The sequence below is a fragment of the Kribbella sp. CWNU-51 genome (assembly GCF_054073265.1).
Genome location: NZ_JBSXMZ010000004.1, coordinates 369,186 through 388,564 on the forward strand (window position 1 = coordinate 369,186; position 19,379 = coordinate 388,564).

General features: G+C 67.7%; 17 protein-coding genes. 7 read left to right on the top strand and 10 right to left on the bottom strand.

The window, feature by feature from the left end:
• The coding region (locus tag ACXC9Q_RS03755) for a class I SAM-dependent methyltransferase (RefSeq protein WP_457055045.1) at positions 1-787 on the bottom strand (787 nt) is incomplete at its 3' end.
• A 50-nt stretch (positions 788-837) separates the two neighbouring features.
• Between ACXC9Q_RS03755 and ACXC9Q_RS03760 the strand changes: the two genes are divergently transcribed.
• The gene (locus ACXC9Q_RS03760) at positions 838-1,416 is read left to right on the top strand and encodes a TetR/AcrR family transcriptional regulator (RefSeq protein WP_457055046.1); all 579 of its coding nucleotides are present in this window, start codon (positions 838-840) and stop codon (positions 1,414-1,416) included.
• On the opposite strand, the gene ACXC9Q_RS03765 is transcribed toward ACXC9Q_RS03760, so the two are convergent.
• Together ACXC9Q_RS03765 and ACXC9Q_RS03770 are read right to left on the bottom strand one after the other, a co-directional pair.
• On the bottom strand, positions 1,413-2,786 hold the full coding sequence (locus ACXC9Q_RS03765) for an MFS transporter (protein WP_457055047.1): 1,374 nt from the start codon (positions 2,784-2,786) through the stop codon (positions 1,413-1,415). The genes ACXC9Q_RS03760 and ACXC9Q_RS03765 overlap by 4 nt on opposite strands.
• A gap of 54 nt (positions 2,787-2,840) precedes the next feature.
• Complete coding sequence (locus ACXC9Q_RS03770; protein WP_457055048.1) at positions 2,841-3,593, bottom strand: glycerophosphodiester phosphodiesterase; 753 nt, start codon at positions 3,591-3,593, stop codon at positions 2,841-2,843.
• A 26-nt stretch (positions 3,594-3,619) separates the two neighbouring features.
• Between ACXC9Q_RS03770 and ACXC9Q_RS03775 the strand changes: the two genes are divergently transcribed.
• Both ACXC9Q_RS03775 and ACXC9Q_RS03780 read left to right on the top strand, forming a co-directional pair.
• Entirely contained in the window at positions 3,620-4,753 is a 1,134-nt protein-coding gene (locus tag ACXC9Q_RS03775; RefSeq protein WP_457055049.1) for an aminotransferase class V-fold PLP-dependent enzyme, read from the top strand.
• Positions 4,750-4,896 carry a hypothetical protein gene (locus ACXC9Q_RS03780; protein ID WP_457055050.1) on the top strand — a complete coding sequence of 49 codons (147 nt, stop codon included), beginning with the start codon at positions 4,750-4,752 and terminating at the stop codon, positions 4,894-4,896. The genes ACXC9Q_RS03775 and ACXC9Q_RS03780 overlap by 4 nt, the downstream gene beginning before the upstream one ends.
• A gap of 199 nt (positions 4,897-5,095) precedes the next feature.
• Here the strand turns inward: ACXC9Q_RS03780 and ACXC9Q_RS03785 are convergent, their stop codons facing one another.
• The 4 genes from ACXC9Q_RS03785 to ACXC9Q_RS03800 form a co-directional block, all read right to left on the bottom strand.
• The gene (locus tag ACXC9Q_RS03785; protein WP_328520743.1) at positions 5,096-5,947 is read right to left on the bottom strand and encodes a carbohydrate ABC transporter permease; all 852 of its coding nucleotides are present in this window, start codon (positions 5,945-5,947) and stop codon (positions 5,096-5,098) included.
• Positions 5,944-6,870, bottom strand: coding sequence for a carbohydrate ABC transporter permease (locus ACXC9Q_RS03790; protein ID WP_457055051.1), 927 nt, complete (start codon positions 6,868-6,870; stop codon positions 5,944-5,946). The genes ACXC9Q_RS03785 and ACXC9Q_RS03790 overlap by 4 nt, the downstream gene beginning before the upstream one ends.
• A 46-nt stretch (positions 6,871-6,916) precedes the next feature.
• Positions 6,917-8,254, bottom strand: a complete 1,338-nt coding sequence (locus ACXC9Q_RS03795) for an ABC transporter substrate-binding protein (protein ID WP_457055052.1) — start codon at positions 8,252-8,254, stop codon at positions 6,917-6,919.
• A 64-nt stretch (positions 8,255-8,318) separates the two neighbouring features.
• Positions 8,319-11,090: a family 78 glycoside hydrolase catalytic domain gene (locus ACXC9Q_RS03800; RefSeq protein WP_457055053.1), complete on the bottom strand. Its 2,772-nt coding sequence runs from the start codon at positions 11,088-11,090 to the stop codon at positions 8,319-8,321.
• A gap of 195 nt (positions 11,091-11,285) precedes the next feature.
• Between ACXC9Q_RS03800 and ACXC9Q_RS03805 the strand changes: the two genes are divergently transcribed.
• Positions 11,286-12,182, top strand: coding sequence for an AraC family transcriptional regulator (locus ACXC9Q_RS03805; protein ID WP_457055054.1), 897 nt, complete (start codon positions 11,286-11,288; stop codon positions 12,180-12,182).
• Here ACXC9Q_RS03805 and ACXC9Q_RS03810 read toward each other — a convergent pair.
• Complete coding sequence (locus ACXC9Q_RS03810; RefSeq protein ID WP_457055055.1) at positions 12,163-12,852, bottom strand: TetR/AcrR family transcriptional regulator; 690 nt, start codon at positions 12,850-12,852, stop codon at positions 12,163-12,165. The two genes, ACXC9Q_RS03805 and ACXC9Q_RS03810, sit on opposite strands and share 20 nt — an antisense overlap.
• Positions 12,853-12,936: 84 nt before the next feature.
• On the opposite strand from ACXC9Q_RS03810, the gene ACXC9Q_RS03815 reads away from it, so the two are divergent.
• Positions 12,937-14,124: an FAD-dependent monooxygenase gene (locus tag ACXC9Q_RS03815; protein WP_457055056.1), complete on the top strand. Its 1,188-nt coding sequence runs from the start codon at positions 12,937-12,939 to the stop codon at positions 14,122-14,124.
• On the opposite strand, the gene ACXC9Q_RS03820 is transcribed toward ACXC9Q_RS03815, so the two are convergent.
• Entirely contained in the window at positions 14,092-14,550 is a 459-nt protein-coding gene (locus ACXC9Q_RS03820; RefSeq protein ID WP_457055057.1) for a PGPGW domain-containing protein, read from the bottom strand. The genes ACXC9Q_RS03815 and ACXC9Q_RS03820 overlap by 33 nt on opposite strands.
• Before the next feature lie 9 nt (positions 14,551-14,559).
• A complete protein-coding gene (locus ACXC9Q_RS03825) occupies positions 14,560-16,683 on the bottom strand; it encodes a peptidoglycan DD-metalloendopeptidase family protein (RefSeq protein WP_457055058.1) in 2,124 nt (707 codons plus the stop codon).
• A gap of 261 nt (positions 16,684-16,944) precedes the next feature.
• On the opposite strand from ACXC9Q_RS03825, the gene lpdA reads away from it, so the two are divergent.
• Positions 16,945-18,342 carry a dihydrolipoyl dehydrogenase gene (gene lpdA / locus ACXC9Q_RS03830; protein ID WP_457055059.1) on the top strand — a complete coding sequence of 466 codons (1,398 nt, stop codon included), beginning with the start codon at positions 16,945-16,947 and terminating at the stop codon, positions 18,340-18,342.
• Between the two features lie 171 nt (positions 18,343-18,513).
• A complete protein-coding gene (locus ACXC9Q_RS03835; RefSeq protein WP_457055060.1) occupies positions 18,514-19,170 on the top strand; it encodes a hypothetical protein in 657 nt (218 codons plus the stop codon).
• Positions 19,171-19,379 lie beyond the last annotated feature (209 nt).

A 19,379-nucleotide genomic window follows, 5' to 3' on the forward strand; every position in this document is an offset into this window, starting at 1 on the left:
AGTTCCTGGCGGCGGTGAGTGCGACCGCGGTGCTGTCGATGGTGAAGCTGCCGCCGGCCTCGTCGATCGCGGCGGCCATGCCGGTGAGGAGTGGCTCGAGCTTGCCGGCGTCCGCGAATTGCTTGGCGTTGCCTCCGGTCCTGACCTGGTCGAGCCACTCGTCGCGGGTGTACGCGCGACTCCAGGGGTACTGCGGTCGCTCGAGTTCCTCGAAGGCACCGGTCCCGCGCAGACCGTCGGCGGCCTTGTCGAGGAAGGCGTCGTACGCCCCCAGCGGGGAGGCGACCACGTGGTGATACATCGGGCTGTCAGGGAGGACCTCGCGGTAAACGGCGGCGAAGGCCTCGGCCACCTCAGGCGGCGGTTGGAGGACATACCAGAAGATCGCCAGCCGGCCGCCTGGTCGTAGTACTTCGGCCGCCTTGGTCGCACCGGCGTTCGGATCGATCCAGTGCCACGTCATCCCGGCGACGACGGCGTCGAAGGTCCGGCCCGCCGGATCCCACGACTCGAACGGTGACACCTCGACGTCGACGCCCGTACCGCGGGCGAACTCCGCCATCCGCTCATCGACGTCCACACCCAGGATCTGGCACCCCGCCGCTTGGAACTGCCGGGAGGTGATCCCGGTGCCGCACCCGACGTCGAGGAACTTCCGGCCCGGTGCCGCTGCGACGATCGCCTCGACGAGTGCGTCCGGATAGCGCGGCCTGGCCCGGTCGTAGAGCTCGGCACCGGCCCCGAAGGACTCGGCCATCTCACGGTGTTCGTGCGGTAAAGTGGGCATGCGCCCACACTAATGGGCGGTTGCCCACTCATGTCAACGGAAGGGTGCGTATGCCGACAGGTGTGGCGCTGCGGGATCCGCGCGAGCAACTGTTCGACGCGGCCGAGCGCGTGCTGCTCCGGGATGGGCCGGACGCGCTGACCAGCCGGGCTGTCACCACCGAGGCGGGTTGCGCGAAAGGTGTGCTGCACAAGCACTTCACCGACTTCGACGGCTTCCTGGCCGAGTTGGTGCTGGACCGGATCCGCCGGCTCGACGGTCAGGCCGCCGTACTGCGTGAGTCGGTCGGGCGGGGGAGTGTGGCGGACAACCTGACCACCATGCTGACGGAGCTGTTCGGGTCGGTGGCGGTGGCGGTCATCAGCCTGACGATCTCGCGCGACGGGCTGCGCGCGCGGCTGCGGCAGGCAGTCCCCACCGGCGTACCGATCCTTACCGACGCCGGGCACATCATCATCGACTACCTGAAAGCTGAGCGCGACCTCGGCCGGATCCCCGCCGGCGCGGACGTCGACACGCTCGCACTCACCCTGATCGGCTCCACCCACATGCTGTTCGCAGATCGGACCGGCATCCGGCCGAGTCCGCAGCAAGTGCAGCAGCTTGTCGCCTCCGTCGTACCCGGCTAGACGATTGCGGGTTGGGCGTTGCCGGCTTCGGTGATGCCTCGGCGCATGTCGACGCGGGTCAGCAGGATCAGGCCGATGAGGAAGAAGAGGCCGAGGGCAACGATGGCCGGGCGGTAGGAGCCGGTGAGCTGGTGGACCAGCCCGAAGACGAGGGTGCCGAGCCAGGAGGTGCCGCGCTCGCCGGCCTGGTAGAGCGAGAAGTACTCGGCCTCGCGGCCCTTCGGGATCAGCTGGCTGAAGGCGGACCGGGACAGCGCCTGGGTGCCGCCGAGGACGATGCCGATCGCGATGCCCATCACCAGGAACGGCACGATCTGGTGGGCGGGCAGCAGGAACCCGGCGACCACGATCAGCATCCAGACCACCAGACCCCCGGTGATCGTCCGGTGCGCGCCGTACCGCTGGGCGAACCGACCGAACGCCAGCGCCCCGAAGAACGCCACGAACTGCACCAGCAGGATCGTCGCGATCAGCACCTGGGTCGCGAAACCGAGCTGTTTCTCACCGTACGTCGACGACACCGAGATGACCGTCTGGATCCCGTCGTTGAAGAACAGGTACGCGACCAGGAACAGCAGCGTCATCGGATAGCTCCGCAGGTGCTTGAGCGTCGCTGCCAACTGCCCGAAGCTCTGGCGCACCAGGCCCCTGCTGCGCACCGGTTCGACGCTCGTCGGAGGCCGGTTCCGCAATCGCACGTACGGGATGAACGTGAACGCCCCCCACCACAGCCCGGCACTGAGCAGGCTGAGGCGGACGGCCGTCCCCTGGCTCATCCCGAGCGCGTCGTGCGCGGTGACCACGCCGAGGTTGACGAGCAGCAGGATGAATCCGCCGGCGTAGCCGAACGCCCACGCGCGGGACGAGACGGTGTCGCGCTGATCCGGCGGCGCGATGTCGATCAGGATCGAGTCGTAGACGACCAGCGACGAGCCCAGGCACAGGTTGCCGACGAACAGCAGCAGAGCGCCGAGCAACCAGCGGCCGCCGCCCACGAACACCATGGAGCACGCCGCGAGCGCGCCGACCCAGGCGAACCCGCACATCAGCACCTTCTTGCGCGACATCCGGTCCGCGATCGCTCCCACCACCGGCAGGAACAGGGCCGACACCAGCGTCGCCACCGTGACGACGTAGAAGGCGAGCGAACCAGGGGAGATGCCCAGCCCGAGGACGTCGAGGTTGGTGTTGCACGGCCGGTCCGTCGTACCGGCGTACCCGCAGGCCGCGGTCTCGGCGACCGACGTCAGGTACGGCGCGAACAGCACCGTGCCGACTGTGGTGACATAGCCGGAGTTCGCCCAGTCGTAGAGGCTGAACCCCCAGTACTCGCGCTTGTCCACCGCGGCCGGGGCGGAGAGAAGTCCCATGCGCGGAAGTGTGTCAGGTCCCGGCGACGATGCGGCGTCCCCGCGGATAACACTTCAATCCCACTGGCCTCGCTCGACCAGGACGTCGCGGAGAAGATCGGTGCGGTCGGTGATCAGGCCGTCCACGCCGGCGTCCAGCATCCGCCGCATCATCGCCGGATCGTCCACGGTCCAGACGTGCACTTGCTTGCCCCGGGCATGCGCTCGTTTGATCAACCCGGGCGTGAGCACCCGCAGCGGGCCGTATCCCTCGGGGATCTGCAGACACGCCCCGCCGGACTTGAGCGCGAAGGGCAGGAACCGGATCAGCACGATCTCGAACTCGCCGTACCCGGTGCACAGGCGCGGACCGAGGTCCTTGCGGATCCGCCGTACCCGGGACTGGGAGAACGACGAGACGCAGACCCGCTCGATCGCGTTCGCGGCCCGCAGGACACCGGCCGCCGGCTTCAGTCCGTTCTCGGCCTTGATGTCGAGGTTGAACCGGACGTCTGGGAAGTGCTCGAGGAGCTCGTCGAAGCGGGGGATGGGCTCGTGGCCGTTGATCCTGGCCTTGCTGACCTCGGACCAGGGCAGCTCCGCGACGACCCCGCTCCGGTCGGTGACCCGGTCCAGCTTGCTGTCGTGGAACGCGATCACGACCCCGTCGCTGGTGGCGTGCAGGTCGGTCTCGAGGTAGCGGTACCCGAGGTTCACCGCGTTCTGGAACGCGTGCATCGAGTTCTCGTAGCCGATGTTGTCGGGGTGCAGAGCGCCGCCCCGATGGGCCATCGCGATCGGCCCGTCGTGGTCGAGGTAGGGATACACGACAGGAAGTATGTACCGTTTGGCTGGTGACGCTACTCAGCCCCCGCCCCGACCTGTGGACCCTCGACCCCGAGGTCCTGCACCTCAACCATGGGTCGTACGGCGCTGTGCCGCGGCGGACCCAAGAGGTGCTGGCCGCCCTCCGCACCGAGGCCGACGCGAACCCGATGGCCTGGTTCCGCTCGGTCGCGGCGCGACTGACCGCGAGCCGCCTCGAGTTGGCGTCGTTCCTGCGGACCGATCCCGCCGGCTTCGCGCTGGTCCCGAACGCGAGCGCCGGCGTGACCGCCGCGCTGGCCACGCTGCCGATCCGGGCGGGCAGCCGGATCGTGCTGACCAACCACGCGTACGGCGCGGTCCGGTACGCCGCCGAGCGGTTCGCCCGGCTGCATCAGGCCGAGGTGGTCATCGTCGACGTACCCCTGGAGGCCGACGACGAGAGTGTGGTCGCGCTGATCGCGCCCCACCTGGACAACGCCGCCGCCCTCATCGTGGATCAGATCAGCTCGGCGACCGCGATGGTCTTCCCGATCGCGGCGCTGGTCGAGGTGTGCCACGACCGCGGTGTCCCGGTCGTGGTCGACGGCGCGCACGCTCCAGGGCTGATCGACGCACCGGCGGCCGACGGCGCCGACTTCTGGACGGGCAACTTCCACAAGTGGCCGGCCGCACCGCGCGCGACGGCCGGTCTCGTGGTGGCGGAGCGCTGGCGGTCGGCGACGGTCCCGCTGATCGTGTCCTGGTCGGAGTACGACGAACGGCTGCCGGAGCGGTTCGACATGCAGGGCACCTACGACTACGCGCCGTGGATCGCGGCGCCCGAGTCGCTCCGCGTGCTCGACGAGCTGGAATGGCCGGTACGGCGTACGCAGCTGAGCGCGACGATCGACGAGGGCGCGAAGATCGTGGCGAAGGCGCTCGGGACCGGGATCGCGCAGATCGCCCGGCAAACGCCGACGATGCGTCTGGTCGAGCTCCCGTCCACCGTCGACCTCACCGCCGGCGAGGCGATCAAGGAGCGCGTCTCCCGCGACCTGAAGGCCGAGATCACCTTGACCGGCTTCGACAACCGCGGCTTCATCCGGCTGTCCATCCACGCCTACAACTCGCTGCAGGACTACCAGAAACTGTCGGAGCGGCTTCCTGAAGTCCTCGCGTGAATGACATCCAAGGCTCATACAACACTGCAGCGGCCGACTACCACGAGGTGCTGAAGGACAACCTGCAAGTGAACCCGCGCGACGCCCCGATGCCGCCGGAGAAGGAACCGCAGGGCTATCTGCTGGTACGCAAGCCCGCCTGAGCATCCGCACCCGCACGTCCATCGAGGCGCCGCATGAGATGTACCGACGGACGGGTAGTAATCGATCAGCGGCGAAGCCCGGACACCCGCTCGGGAGTGCGGACATCTCATGCGGTGTCCGAGGTCTCCGTTTGGTGTCCGAGGTTCGGCCGATCGGTGGTCTCAGCCCACCAGAACCTGTCTCAGCTCCTCGCGATCGTCACCCCTTGACGGCGCCGGAGGTCAGGCCGGCGACGATCTGGCGGTTGAAGAACAGGAACATGATCAGGGGCGGGATCGTGATCAGGAGGATGTTCATGAAGAGGAGGTTGTACTGGGTGGTGAACTGACTGGAGAAGTTGTAGAGGGTCAGCTGGACGGTGGCGTTCTTGTCGCCCGGCAGGAAGTACAACGGGTTCACGAAGTCGTTGAACACGTTGACCGACTGCACCACGACCACGGTCACGATGACGGATCTCAGCAACGGGAAGATCACCCCGAAGAACAACCGGAGTGGGCCCGCACCGTCGATGATCGCCGCCTCGTCCAGCTCCCGCGGGATGGTCGCGACGAACGCCCGGAACAACAGGATGCAGAACGACAACCCGAAGGCGATCTCGATCAGGATCAGTCCTGGCATGGTCTTGAACAGCCCGAGCTTCTGCAGCACCCAGATCGTCGGTACGACGGCCGGCGGGATGATCAACCCGGACAGCACGAGGAAGTTGATGAAGCCGTTCCACCTGCTCTTGCGCCGCTGCAGCACGAACCCGGCCATGGCCGCGAGCACCACCATCCCGGTGACGCTGGCCACGGTCAGGATCGTGCTGTTGATGAAGGCGATCACCAGCATGTAGTCGCGGGCCTTGACCACCTCGACGAAATTCTGCACGATCCGGAACTGGTGCGGCCAGGAGAAGCTCAGATCCGCGGACTGCTGCCGGTCCTTCACCGCGGTCAGGACGATGAACGCGAAGGGGATCACGAACACCACGATCGAGGCCACGATCGCGACGGCGCTGAGCAGGTAGTTCCGGCCTGGTTTGTGGTTGACGAGCTCGGCGGTGCTCACAGGTCCACCTCCTTGCGGTTCAGGAACCATGACAGCGGCAGGATGATCGCGGTGACCACCACGAACAGCACGACGTTGCCGGCCGTCGACAGGCCATAGAACCCCGCCTGGTACTGCTTGTAGATCACCGACGCGATCACGTCCGAGGTGAACCCGGGCCCGCCGCGCGTCATCGCCCAGATCAGCTCGAACGACCGCAGGCCGCCGATCAGGGACAGGATGATCACGGTGACGGTGGCCGGTTTGCACAGCGGCAGCACGATCCGGCGGAACGTCTCCCACGCACCGGCTCCGTCGACGCGAGCGGCTTCCATGTACTCGCGCGGGATCGACACGATGCCGGCGATGTAGATGAGGGTCGCGAGCCCGACGCCCTTCCACACGTCGACGGCGGCGATCGACATCAGCGCCCATTTCGGGTCGGTGAGCCACCCGGGTCCGTTGATACCGATCACACCCAGCGCGCCGTTGATCAGGCCGCGCTCGGGGTTCATCAGCACAGTGAAGGTGAGACCGACGCCGATCGTGCTGACCAGCACCGGGAAGAAGACGACCGAGCGGAGGTACGCGCGGCCGACGATCCTGGACGTGAGCAGTACGGCGAGCAGCAGGCCGAGGACGACCTTCGAACCCGACGTCACCACCGCGTAGATCAGCGTGTTGGTGAAGCCTTTGACCAGAGCCGGCTCCTGGAAGAACAGCTTGAAGTTGTCGAACCCGATGAACTTCGACTCGAACAGGCTCCACCGGGTCAGGCTGTAGTAGAAGGAGGCAAAGGTCGGAACGAGGAACAAGACGGTGTAGATCACCGCGGTGGGCAGGTAGAACCAGAACGAGTACGGCGAGTAGACCTTCCCCCCGGCCGCGGCTGCGGCCGGGGTCGCGTCACTGCGCGCGTCCGGGCGTGTGGTGGTGACGGTCATGGCGCCTCCCGAGCTGAACTGAGGAGCAGAGCGACGGTCACAGACCTCACCAACCTGCCAGTCCGAGTTGCTGGGCCTGCTTCTTCACATCCTCGTCGTACCGGGCGGCGCCGTCCTTCGCCTTCCGGATGCCCGAACCCACCTCGACGGTGATCTGCTCGAGCGACGGGCCCTTGACCGGCGAGAGGAACTCCAGCGCCAGGCTGGACGCACCCGGCTTGTCGAGGTACGGCTGCATGTCCTTGATCGACTGGGGTACGTCGTCCCCGAGCGTGCAGCCCTTGACCGCGTACGGACCGGTCGGCGCGCCGGCTGTGTTCTGCGACTTGCACCCGTCTGGGCTGGCGACGAAGGCCTGGAACTTCTTGGCCGCGTCCAGCTTGTCACCCGCGGTGGACTTCGGGATGTAGAGACCACCCGGTGTCCACAACGTCAGGCCGTTCTTGCTCGCGTCGTCACCAGGCAGCGCGAACAGGCCGACGGTCTTGGCCGCGTCGGGGTAGGTGGCGACCATGTTCGCGACCACGCCGGACAGGATCGGGTAGTGCGCACCCTTGCCGGTGGCAAGCATCTTGAGACCGTCCGGCAGCTTGGCCGAGGCGAAGTCCTTGTTCTCGTACCCGGCGTCGTGGACGGCCTCGGTGTGCTCGAATCCCTTGAGCGCGGCCGGCGACGTCGCGTACTTGGCCTGGTTCTGGGTGTACTTGTCGGCGAAGTCCGGCTCGGACGCGGACACGTTGTGGAAGTCGCCCAGGACGAACAGCTGCGAGGTCCAGGTCTCGCCGTAGGTCTGGATCACCGGCGCGACGCCACCGCCGGACGCCTTGATCTTGGCGTTGTTGGCCATGAACTCGGCCCAGGTCGTCGGCACCTTCAGCCCGAGCTTGGTGTAGACCGGGATGCTGTAGAGGACCGCACCGCCCTGGAAGCCTCCGACGGGTGCGCCGTACACCTGGCCGTCGGCGGTCACGGTCTTCTTGAAGTTGTCGTCCAGGTCGGCGACCCACGGCTCGTCGTTGACCGAGAGCAGGTTCTTCTGCGGTGCGATCGCATTGAACAGCGAGCCCGTGTTGTAGTTGAACACATCGACCATGTCGCCGGTGGACAGCCGGGTCTTGATGAGGTTGTCGCCTTCGGTGCCACCCGGCCGGGTCTCCACCTTCACGGTGATGCTGGGGTTCTTCGCGTGGAAGTCCTTGGCCAGTTGCTCGGCCTCCTTCACGTCCTGGTCCTGGTTGGTGGTCAGGTACGTGATCTCGACCGAGCCACCGCCGGCGTCGTCGCTGGAACCGAGACTGCCCGCACTGCACGCGGTCAGGGCGAGCGAGGAGACGGCCAGAACAGCGCTGACGGCCAGTCCTCTCCTGCCTGGGCGGAATGTCATCTTGACCTCCAAGGGGATGTTTCTTCAGGGCATCGGCAGCGGGGCGGTGATCGGTGGGACAGGGTCAGTTGTCGAGCAGGGCGTCGAGTTTCGCCTGCAGGGCTTGGGCAGCGGGGGAGAAGTCACGCCGGCTGATCGCCTCGACCAGCTGGCTTGCCGGCAGGTCGAGGTACCGCTCCAGCCGGGCGGCCAGTTCGCCGTCGTCGGCTACGACCTCGGTTTCGACGGCCGCGGCGACGAAGGTGTCCCAGCTGGACTCGTGGTCGATGAGTTGCCGGACTGTCGGCTCCGCGGGCAGCGCCGGCGTCTCGGCGTACGACGCGGTCCACTCGTGCGTGCCGTGGCCGACCTCGACCGGCTCGTTCTCACCAGGTACGGCGACCTGCGCGCGCGACCCGACCGGCACGGTCACACTGAGCCGGATCTCGCCGTCGGACCGCGTCCACGCCACCGCGGCCTCGCCGTACGGCGTGATGTGCTTGGCCGATGCGGCGGTGAGGTGCGACGTGAAGAGCGGCCGTACGACGATCGTGCGGTAGCCGGGGTCGCCGGCCGCGAGGCCCGCCACCCGTCGGTGCATCCAGTCGGCGACGGCGCCGAGCGCGTAGTGGTTGAACGACGTCATCTGGCCTGGGTTGATGCTGCCGTCGGGCAGCATGCTGTCGTAGCGTTCCCAGACTGTCGTCGCGCCCATCGTCACTGAGTACAGCCAAGAGGGGCAGGCTGTCTGTAGCAGAAGGCGGTATGCGAGGTCAGGATGTCCGGAATCGGCCAACGCGTCGGCGATCAGCGGCGTACCGACGAATCCGGTGCTGATTCGGAAACCCGCCGTCCGGACCAGATCCGCAAGGCGCTTGCCGGCGCGCTCCCGCTGGCCCTCCGTGGGCAGCAGGGCCCACTGGAGCGCGAGCGCGTAGTTGGTGGTCGCATCGCTCAGTACGCGTCCACCCTCGGTGGTGTACTCGGCGGCGAACGCCTGTCGGACACGCGCCGCCAGGTCGGTGTACTCGCGGGCCAGGTCGGCGTCGCCGACGACCTCCGCGGCCTTGGCAACGACCTCGGCCGAGCGGGCCAGGTGAGCGGTGGCGAGGACGTCCGGGTCCGCCTTCGCGCGGAAGGGGTTCTCCGGCGGAGCGGTCGGGTCGAGCCAGTCGCCGAACTGGAAGCCGCCGGACCAGAGCAGGTCTTCTCCGGCCAGGTCAGCCATCTTGTCCACCCAGGCGCGCATGCTCGGCAGTTGGCGCGCGAGCAGACCGGCGTCGCCGGTGCGCTCGTAGATCACCCAGGGGACGATCGTTGCCGCGTCACCCCAAGCGGCCGTGGCCGGTGCCGAGTTCTTGAGCACATCCGGTACGACGAACGGAACCGAGCCGTCCTTCTGCTGCTCGGCCGAGAGGTCGGCCAGCCAGTTGGTCAGGAAGCCGGCGGTATCGAACAGGAAGCTCGCGGTGGGGGAGAAGACCTGGATGTCGCCGGTCCAGCCGAGTCGCTCGTCGCGCTGCGGACAGTCGGTCGGCACATCGACGAAGTTGCCGCGCATACCCCAGACCACGTTCTCGTGGAACCGGTTGAGCAGTGCGTGCGAGGAGTCGAACCAGCCGGTGCGCGACAGGTCGCTGCCGACCACGATCGCTTCGAGGTCTTCCTTCCGGAGATCACTGACGCCCGTCACCTCGGCGTACCGAAAGCCGTGGAAGGTGAGCGGCGAGTCGAGGGTGACCTCGTGGGCACCGGCCAGGATGTAGGAGTCGGTGGCCTTGGCGGTCCGGAGCGGGCGGACACCGAGCTCGCCGTGCTCCAGGACCTCCGCGTGCCGCAGGACGACCTCGTCGCCCGCGGCACCGCCACGGACCGTCAGCCGGACCCGGCCGACCAGGTTCTGGCCGAAGTCGATCAGGGTCTTGCCGGAGGGCGACGTACTGATCTCGACCGCGGGCAGGACATCGGTGATGCGGACCGGCGGGCCGTCGGGTGCGACGAGCAGACTCGGGTCGGAGTCGAGCACGTCGACAGGTGTGGGCTCTCCCGGCGTACGCCGAAGATCCGTGCTCTGGCCGTCGTACAGGTCGTCGGCGAGGACCGCGCTCTCGCGCGAGGTCCAGGTGTCGTCGCTGCCGAAGGTGTGGACCTGTCCGTCGGCCGTGGTGACCTCGAGTTGGGCGAGGACTCCAAGGCGGTTGCCGTACACCTCCTTCTGGTCCTGGAATCCGAGCCGACCGCGGAACCAGCCGTTGCCGACGAGGAACTCGAGCCTGTTCTCACCAGGCCGGACCAGGCCGGTCACGTCGTACGTCTGATAGCGCAGCCGATACTGGTACGCCGTCCAGCCGGGCGCGAGCTCTTCGTCGCCGACCCGTTCGCCGTTGAGCTCGGGGACATAGACGCCGTGCGCGGTCGCGTACAGGCGGGCCCTGACGATGCCGTCCGGCAGGTCGGCGACACCGGCGAGCAGGGGAGCGGGGGAGCCGTAGCTGTTGTCGCGCGGGCTCACGAAGTGCGCGGTCCAGTCGTCCGAGCCGAGCAGGCCGACCTCGACGGTCGCGGGCCGGCTCCAGTCACTCCAGTCGCCGTTGCCGCGGACGCGCACCCGGACCTGCGCCGACTCACGGGAGGCGAGCGGCTCACCCGGCCACGGAACCAGGACCTGATCGGGGGACTGGACCGTGTAGACCTGCGCTGTCCCGGTGGTGATCTCGACCTCGTACGCCGTCTGCGCGTAGTCGGCGTCCGCGGTCGCGACCTGCCACGACAACCGTGGGGTCGCGGTGCCGAGGCCCAGGACGGGGGCGGCCCGGTGTTCGAAGCGGAGCGAAGTGGGTGCGGCGAGGTTCGACATGAGTCTCCAACCGACGTCGAGTGAAACGATTCATTGGGTGTTCCGGCGAATTGCCTCGTTCTGTTGCGGATTGATGGTTGCGACGTATCAGGGACGTTTCGCCTGTTCCCCGATCCTGCGGCTGGTAGTCGCCGGGGACTAGCCCGGAGTGCACTCGTGGTAGCACAAAATGCACCTTGGCCCGTATCGTGAGGCATGGCCGACGAGCCGGTGAGGACCCGCGGGACCGTGCTGCACTTCGTCGAAGGGACGCTGGTGCACGCCGGTCCGCACGTGCACGAGGACTCGCATCCCCTGCACACCCACAGCTTCTTCGAGCTCGCCCTGGTGATCGGCGGCGCGGGCGTTCATCACAGCCTGGCCGGCCGGCAGCGCCTCCAGATCGGGGACGCGATCCTGCTCCGTCCGGGCGTCTGGCACGAATATGAGGAATGCAGTTCTCTCGAGGTCTACAACTGCTGCTTCTCGGCCGACCTCGTCCGCCGCGAGCTCGCCTGGGCGCGCGAGGATCCCTTACTGGGTTACCTGTTGTGGACTGGACCCTTCTCGGCGCAGCGCCGCGGGATGCTGACCACGCATCTCGACCCGGACACGCTGCGAGAAGGCATCGGGCATCTCGACGGATTGCGGCAGTTGCGCAACCGGCCGCTGAGCCGGCATCGCGGTGAGGTGATCGGCTGGCTGTCGTTGTACCTGAGTTGCGTGGCGCGGACGGTCGCCGAGCGGGACGACCGCGGTGAGCACACGCACCCCGCCGTACTGGATGCGATGCGGATGATGGAGGCGGACCCGGCCAGGCCGTGGACGCTGACCGATCTGGCGAACGCCTTGCATCTTGCGCCGGGGTATCTGGTCCGGTTGTTCAAGTCGGTGACCGGGATGCCGCCGATGGCTTATCTGTCCCGGCATCGGGTCGAGCTCGCGGCGGACCAGTTGCTGCACACGGACCTGCCGATCAGCCGGATCGGTGAGTCCGTCGGCTGGCCTGATCAGAACTATTTCGCGCGCCGATTCAAGTCCCACTACGGGCTCAGCGCATCCACCTATCGGCATCGTTTCAATTCGCTGCGGATCAGTCCTTCCGTGCACTGATCAGCAGCTCGAGGCCGTCGAGGATCCGATCGAGGCCGAACTCGAGGCCCTGGTTCTCACTGCCGGACGCGGTGCGCAGGACCGCGGCGAGGTGGGGGAAACGCTCGGACTCGGTGCTGAGGATCTCGGCCAGTGACTGGGTCACCTCCTCCTCGGTGAGACCGACGCTGTGACCGGGGAAGGTCGTCGACTGCTGGGCGATGTTCCGGACGTGGCTGGTGATGACCAGGATCGAGTCGAGCTGCTCGCCGCCGCGCAGGCCCGAGTCGCCGAGGGCTGCAAGACCCTGCTCCATCCAGGCGAGTTCGTTCGGCCCGAGCAGGCGGCGTCCGATGGTCGACTGCAGTAGCCAGGGGTGACGGGTGAAGCCCGCGTAGAGGTCCATCGCCCACGTCTGCAGTGCTTCGCGCCACGGCAGGCCCGGGCGCTCCGGCGGTGCGCCCATCGCCAGGTCGCTCATCACGGCGAGGAGCTCGGTCTTGCCGGGCACGTAGCGGTAGAGCGCCATCTTGGTGACCGGCAGCTCGCCGGCGATGCGCTGCATCGAGACCGCGTCGAGTCCTTCCGCGTCGGCGATCCGGATCGCGGCCTCGGCGATCCCGGTCAGGGTGATCGCCGGTTTCGGGCCGCGGCTCGGTGCCGGCTGCCTGCCCCAGAGCAGTTCGGTCATCGGTGCTCCCTTCCGGATTCGGTTGAACTGTGTCTACCATACACATTACTGTGTCCGGCGGACACAATTACTCAGGAGGCGGAGATGAAGGTTCTGGTATCGGGTGCGAGTGTCGCGGGCCCGTCGGTGGCCCTCTGGCTAGGACGGGCCGGCCACGACGTGACCGTGGTCGAGATCGCGCCGGCGCTGCGGCAGGGCGGGTACGCCGTGGACTTCCGGGGTGAGGTGAACAAGGCGGTGCTCGGCCGGATGGGCGTTCTGGAGGACCTGCGGGCGCTCCAGACCGGTGGCACCGCGATGCGGTTCGTGGACGAGTCCGGGCGGCGGCTGATGCGGTTGCCCGCCGAGTTCGCGGGCGGTGAGCTCGAGGTCCTGCGGGCGGACTTGTCCCGGGTGTTGTACGAGCACAGTCGCGAGCGGGCGGCGTACCGGTTCGGCGACTCGATCGCCGGCCTGCGTGAGCATGCGGGCGGCGTGGATGTGCGGTTCGAGAGTGGGCTGGAGAAGACCTACGACCTGGTCATCGGTGCGGACGGGATGCATTCGGTAGTACGCCGGCTGGCCTGGCCGGCGGAGCGGGTGACCGAGCGCCATCTCGGGTACTACGTCGCCGGCTGGGAGGTGCCGAACACGATGGGCATCAGCGGTGACGGGCTCCACTACAACGTGCCAGGGAGGTTGGCGAGTGTCGGTGCGGACCGGCGCGACCCCGCGCTGGCGCAGACGCTGTTCGTGTTCAGGTCACCGGAACTGCGATACGACCGGCGCGACCAGGACGAGCAGAAGGCCATCGTGCGTGGGCACTTCGGGGACCTCGGCTGGCATGTGCCGGCGTTGCTCGATGGGTTGCCGGCGGCAACTGAGTTGTACTTCGACTCGATCAGCCGAGTGCATGTGGACCGCTGGTCGAGTGGCCGGCTCGTTCTGCTCGGCGACGCTGGATACGGCGCGACCTTCGGGGCACTGGGCACGGGTACGGCGGTCGTGGGCGCATACGTCCTCGCGGGGGAGTTGGCGCGAGCGGGCGGCGGCTACCAGGCCGCGTTCGGGCGGTACGAGGCACGGCTGCGCAAGGCGGTCTCGACCACGCAGGACGGCAGCCAGGCTGGACGGTTCCTGGCGCCCGCCACCAGGCTCGGGATCACCACACGGAACCGGATCCTGGACAACCGGTTCTTCCTCAACCAGATGCTCAAGATGGCCCAGAAGATGAGCAACCTGATCGAGCTGCCCAACTACTCAGTGCAGCAAGGGGAGCTTGTGGAGGAATGACTCCCAGGGGTCCGGGAACCATCCCGGGACCCCGAGGACGGCGAGGTAGAGCCAGATCGCGACAATCACACAGAGGAAGAGGGCGAGTGTGCCGAGTGCCTTCAGCCACGCGGGCTGCCTGCCGGTCCAGGCGCTGAGTGCCTTCACCCAGTCCCGGACCCGGTAGAGCAGGCGCTGAGCCCACTCGAACTCGCTGGACAGTACGGCGAGCCCGGCGATGAACAACGGGATGCCGCCCGGTCCGGGCAGCCAGCCGGTCAGTGGCGCGGCGATGATCAGCAACCCACCGACCACCCCGACGCCGATGCGGTAGATCAGGAGCTTCCTCGGATTCGCCCGGATCCGCCGCCGCCACTCCCACCGGTCGTCCTGAGCGTCCAGCGTGATGTTGTGATCAGTGCGGTCGGGACTGTTCTGCTCGGCCACGATGCAAGCCTACGCGCTGGGCGGCTTCCCGAACTCCCAATGCCACGGCTCTTCGCGGCTGCCGCCCTGATCGGCCCACTGGGGGTGGACCCAGCCGAAGGCTGGCGCGTGGGCCTTCATCCACTGGTACTGCGCGGTGCCGTACTTCTCGATGCCGCCGCAGAGGTCGACCGCGACCCCCCAGCCGTGGTTCGACGTGCCCGGGAGCGCGGCCAGTGACGGCTTGCGCGCGTACAGGTCGACCTGGGAGGCGTAGGAGCGGTACGAGTCGGTGATGCAGAGCCTGTTGCCGAAGTGGGCGCGGTACGCGGTGGCCAGCTGCTGGTACGCCGCCGCCGCGTCACACCGGAGCATGTGGCCGGACGCGATCCCACACAGCTTGCTCGCCGGGATCATGCCGTTGCTGTAGCCGCCCCAGCCCATGCTCGCGGAGCCGGTGGCCAGGAACGGCATCGGGTTGACCGGCTCGCCACCGAGGTGAACCTCGAAGTGCAGGTGCGGTCCGGTCGAGTTGCCTTCGGTGCCGACGGCGCCGATCCGCTGGCCGGCGGTCACCTGCTGGCCGTCGGCGACGTCGATCTTGCTGAGGTGGGCGTAGAGCGTCTCCAGGCCGTTGCCGTGGTCGATGCGCACGAGGTTCCCGGCCCAGGCCGGGTGCTCGACCCGGACGACACCAGCCGTCACCGCGTGGACCGCCGTACCGACGGCGGCCACGAAGTCCTGGCCGGTGTGGAAGCCGGTCGCCCACATCGGCCCGGCCTGACCGAACGGCGTACCGATGTCGTACGTCCCGTCGGCCAGCGGCCAGGTCCAGGCGCCCGAACCGATGTTGTACGACGTCGCCGTGTTGCCGCAGCGGAAGTCGACGGCGTCCGAGGCCGCGGCGGGCGCGATCTGCGGCTTGACCGGAGCGCCGAGCGTCGGGCGCAGAGCGGCGTACAGGTTGTCCGGGACGGCCGTGACGACGACCGAGCCCTTCGCCTCGTCGGCGGCGATCATCTCGCCGCTGTCGAGGGCCACGCCGATGTGGACGAGTCCGAGCGACTGGCTGCCCATCACGAGCAGGTCGCCGGGCTCGATCTGGGCCGTGGGCACAGCCTGGTAGTCCGGGTAGACCTTGCCGACCAGGTTGGGGAGGGTCGTGTAGGGCTGCCATGCGACCCGCGCCGCGCCGAGGCAGCCGTACTTGTCCGGGCCGGTCGCGGCCACGCCGTACGGCTTGCCGAGCAGGCTGAAGGCCTGGTTCACCGCGCGGATCGTCTCGGCGGACAACACCCGGACGGTCCGGCCGGAGGTGGCCATGGTCGCGACGCCGGCGACGGGTGCTCCCCGCCGGGTGAGCGGCTTCAGCCCGGCCGGGAGCTTGGCCGGGTTCTTCAGTACGGCGGCCGCCGGGGGAGTGACCTTCGCGGTCGACAGCTCGGTCAGATAGGTCTGCCAGCGGGTGAGCGCCTGCTGATTGCGCGCGAGTTGCAGCTGCTTGGACAGCTCGGACGCTCCGTCGAGGTCGGCTGCCTGGCCTTCCATCGCGGACGCGGCAAAGGCAGCCTTCTGCTGGACCTGCTGGCTGAGCTCCTTGGCCTTGGCGGCGGCCTCGTTCGCGGCGGCGCGCTTGCCGGTGGCGTCGGCGGTGAGTCGGTCGGCCTCGTTCGCCGCGGCCATTGCGGTCTTGTACTGCGCGACCTGGGTGCTGCCGAGCTGGGTGATCGCGGTCTGCCGGTCGGCGATCTCCTGCAGGTTCTCCGCGATCGGGGCGAGCGACCACAGCATCGACTCGGTGCCCATCACGGTCGGGATCCCCATTTGATAGGCCTGCGCGGTCAGCAGCCCGAGCTGGTGACGCTCGGTCTCTGCCTTGTTCTTGGAGACGGTCGCGCTGGCCTCCGCCTTCTTCGCGGTGGCCTCCGCGGTCTGCGCGGCCTTGAGCGCGTTCGTGTAGGCGATGGTCGCCTTGGCGAAGTCGGCCTGGACGGCGGCCGCCTCGGCCTGCAGTTCCTCGAGCGAGCGGTTCACGTCCGTGACGGAGGCCGGCGGTGGCGGCGTGGGGTCGTCCGCGTACGCCGGCAGTGCGACCACTGCCAGCACTGTGCCGAGTGCTGCGAACCACAGCCCTCGGCGGCTCCCCAGAACCATCGGGCCCCCATCGTCGTCTCGCCCTCAACGCGCGCGCGGGGAGCCTGCGTTAAACCCAGCCCCCGCGTGGCCCCCAGCGTAGGCGGCGAACGGGTCTGACGGAACCCGGATGAACGGACTGTAATCGTAGTGCGTACGGCCCGGCGGCCGATGGCGGACAAGACTGCCCGATCGGGCCATCGCAGTGACCCCGGTCACGGCCGCGGCAGAGCGTCGTACCAGTGGTCCGGAGGGCTGGTGCGACCCACTAAAGTTCACTGCATGGCCTCGCACTTTGACGTTGTTGTCCTCGGCGCGGGTCCGGGTGGGTACGTCGCGGCGATCCGCGCTGCCCAGCTCGGGCTCAAGACCGCCATCATCGAGAAGAAGTACTGGGGCGGTGTCTGCCTGAACGTGGGCTGTATCCCGTCCAAGGCGCTGCTGCGCAACGCCGAGCTGGCGCACATCTTCCAGAAGGAGGCGAAGACCTTCGGCATCAGCGGCGAGGTCAGCTTCGACTTCCCGACCGCGGTGCAGCGCAGCCGGAAGGTGGCCGACGGCCGGGTCAAGGGCGTCCACTTCCTGATGAAGAAGAACAACATCACCGAGTTCGACGGCTGGGGCTCGTTCACCGACGCCAACACCCTCGACGTGACGCTGAACGACGGCTCCTCGGAGACCGTCACGTTCGACAACTGCATCCTGGCCACCGGCGCGACCACCAAGCTGCTGCCGGGCACGCAGCTGAGCGAGCGCGTCGTGACGTACGAGGAGCAGATCCTCACCGAGGAGCTGCCGGGCTCGATCGTGATCGCCGGCGCCGGCGCGATCGGCGTCGAGTTCGCCTACGTGCTGGCGAACTACGGCGTGAAGGTCACCATCGTCGAGTTCCTGGACCGGGTGGTGCCGCTGGAGGACATCGACGTCTCCAAGGAGCTCGCCAAGGCGTACAAGAAGCTCGGTGTCGACGTGCTGACCGGCACCCGGGTGGACTCGATCGACGACTCCGGCGACAAGGTGAAGGTCACCGTGACCGGCAAGGACGGCGCCCAGCAGACGCTGGAGGCCGACAAGGTCCTGCAGGCGATCGGCTTCCAGCCGCGCGTCGACGGCTACGGCCTGGACAAGATCGGCGTCCAGCTGACCGAGCGCGGCGCGATCGGCATCGACGGCTTCTGCCGGACCAACGTGCCGAACATCTTCGCCATCGGCGACGTGACCGCGAAGCTGATGCTCGCGCACGCGGCCGAGGCGATGGGCGTGATCGCGGCCGAGACCATCGCCGGGCACGAGACGATGGAGCTCGACTACAAGATGATCCCGCGGGCGACCTTCTGCCAGCCGCAGATCGCCAGCTTCGGGTGGACCGAGGAAGAGGCCCGGCTGGAGGGCTTCGACGTCAAGATCGCGAAGTTCCCGTTCACCGCGAACGGCAAGGCGCACGGCCTCGGCGACCCGACCGGTTTCGTGAAGGTGATCAGCGACGCCAAGTACGGCGAACTGCTCGGCGCGCACCTGATCGGCCCGGAGGTCACCGAGCTGCTGCCCGAGCTGACCCTGGCGCAGAAGTGGGACCTGACCACCAAGGAACTGGCCCGCAACGTGCACGCCCACCCCACCCTGAGCGAGGCGCTCCAAGAGGCCTTCCACGGCCTCGAAGGCCACATGATCAACTTCTAAACAAGCGGAATCCGGGCCACGCTCAGCGGTCCCCAGAACGGCGGCAGACAAGGGATCTCGCCTCTCGACGGTTCTCATTGTTTGCCGCCGTTTTCCGGTGGTCTGTGTACTGGATGTGTACCGCCCGACTTAGCTTGGCGGTGGATCGAATGTGCGGCACCCTTCGTGGTCATGAACGACTTTCCGTGGGGGTATCTGGTTGGGGCTGCTGTGACCGTCATCGGCCTCCTGGTGAACCAATGGCGCGCCGACAAGCGTGAGGTGGATCGGTGGCGGAAGGAGGTTGACCGAGACAAGGTCAAGTGGGAACGTGAGCGGGCCGAGCGGCTCGAACAGTGGAAGCGCGAAGATCAGGCTCGCGTCGAGCAATGGAGGCGCGATGACCGCCGCCGCTGGATTGACGAGCAACGTACTCGGTACGCCACGTCACTCAAGACGGCGCGGGCCCTCCTAAGTGAGCTGCATTCGATCCATGCCCTGAGCGGTCTCGAAATTGACGAAGCCGATGTCAAGAAGTCAGAGGATCAGCTCGACGCAGCCATGGATGCGTCCGATGCAGCGGACACCGAAGTCCTCATCATCGCGGGCGAGCCGGTGCTACGCCACCTCACTGCTCTTCGCCGCAACCTGCGAATCGCCTACGTAAACGTGATACCTCCGAGGACCTACTCAGACGACGAGCTCGCGGCGGCTATCGACAGAGTGCGTGACTCGTACAACGCCTATTTCCGTTCGGTTCGGGAGGACCTCGGTCTTGCGGAGGCATCGGCAGAGAATCCCGAGTCACCTAGCGTGGTGGCTCCTGCGACCGAGCCCGAATCTGCTTGACCATCGCCACACCTGCCCTGTCCCCCCGATAGCTGCCAACCAAGCCGTAGGCGCTCTTGATGTGGGTCGTGGTGGCCGTACGATCGGGCGGCGGGGGGATGGGGCCAACCGGAGGATCAGACGCCAGAACGGCGGCGGGTCGCGGTTGGGATCGCCTGGATTTGGACGCGTCCTGTTGCTGGGCTCCGGCGAGGACGGCGCCCCAGCGC

Coding starts and splice junctions, on each gene's coding strand:
- ACXC9Q_RS03760 (WP_457055046.1), top strand. CDS start 838: ATGCCGACAGGTGTGGCGCTGCGGGATCCGCGCGAGCAACTGTTCGAC.
- ACXC9Q_RS03765 (WP_457055047.1), bottom strand. CDS start 2,786: ATGGGACTTCTCTCCGCCCCGGCCGCGGTGGACAAGCGCGAGTACTGG.
- ACXC9Q_RS03790 (WP_457055051.1), bottom strand. CDS start 6,870: ATGACCGTCACCACCACACGCCCGGACGCGCGCAGTGACGCGACCCCG.
- ACXC9Q_RS03795 (WP_457055052.1), bottom strand. CDS start 8,254: ATGACATTCCGCCCAGGCAGGAGAGGACTGGCCGTCAGCGCTGTTCTG.
- ACXC9Q_RS03800 (WP_457055053.1), bottom strand. CDS start 11,090: ATGTCGAACCTCGCCGCACCCACTTCGCTCCGCTTCGAACACCGGGCC.
- ACXC9Q_RS03805 (WP_457055054.1), top strand. CDS start 11,286: ATGGCCGACGAGCCGGTGAGGACCCGCGGGACCGTGCTGCACTTCGTC.
- ACXC9Q_RS03810 (WP_457055055.1), bottom strand. CDS start 12,852: ATGACCGAACTGCTCTGGGGCAGGCAGCCGGCACCGAGCCGCGGCCCG.
- ACXC9Q_RS03815 (WP_457055056.1), top strand. CDS start 12,937: ATGAAGGTTCTGGTATCGGGTGCGAGTGTCGCGGGCCCGTCGGTGGCC.
- ACXC9Q_RS03825 (WP_457055058.1), bottom strand. CDS start 16,683: ATGGTTCTGGGGAGCCGCCGAGGGCTGTGGTTCGCAGCACTCGGCACA.
- lpdA (WP_457055059.1), top strand. CDS start 16,945: ATGGCCTCGCACTTTGACGTTGTTGTCCTCGGCGCGGGTCCGGGTGGG.
- ACXC9Q_RS03835 (WP_457055060.1), top strand. CDS start 18,514: ATGAACGACTTTCCGTGGGGGTATCTGGTTGGGGCTGCTGTGACCGTC.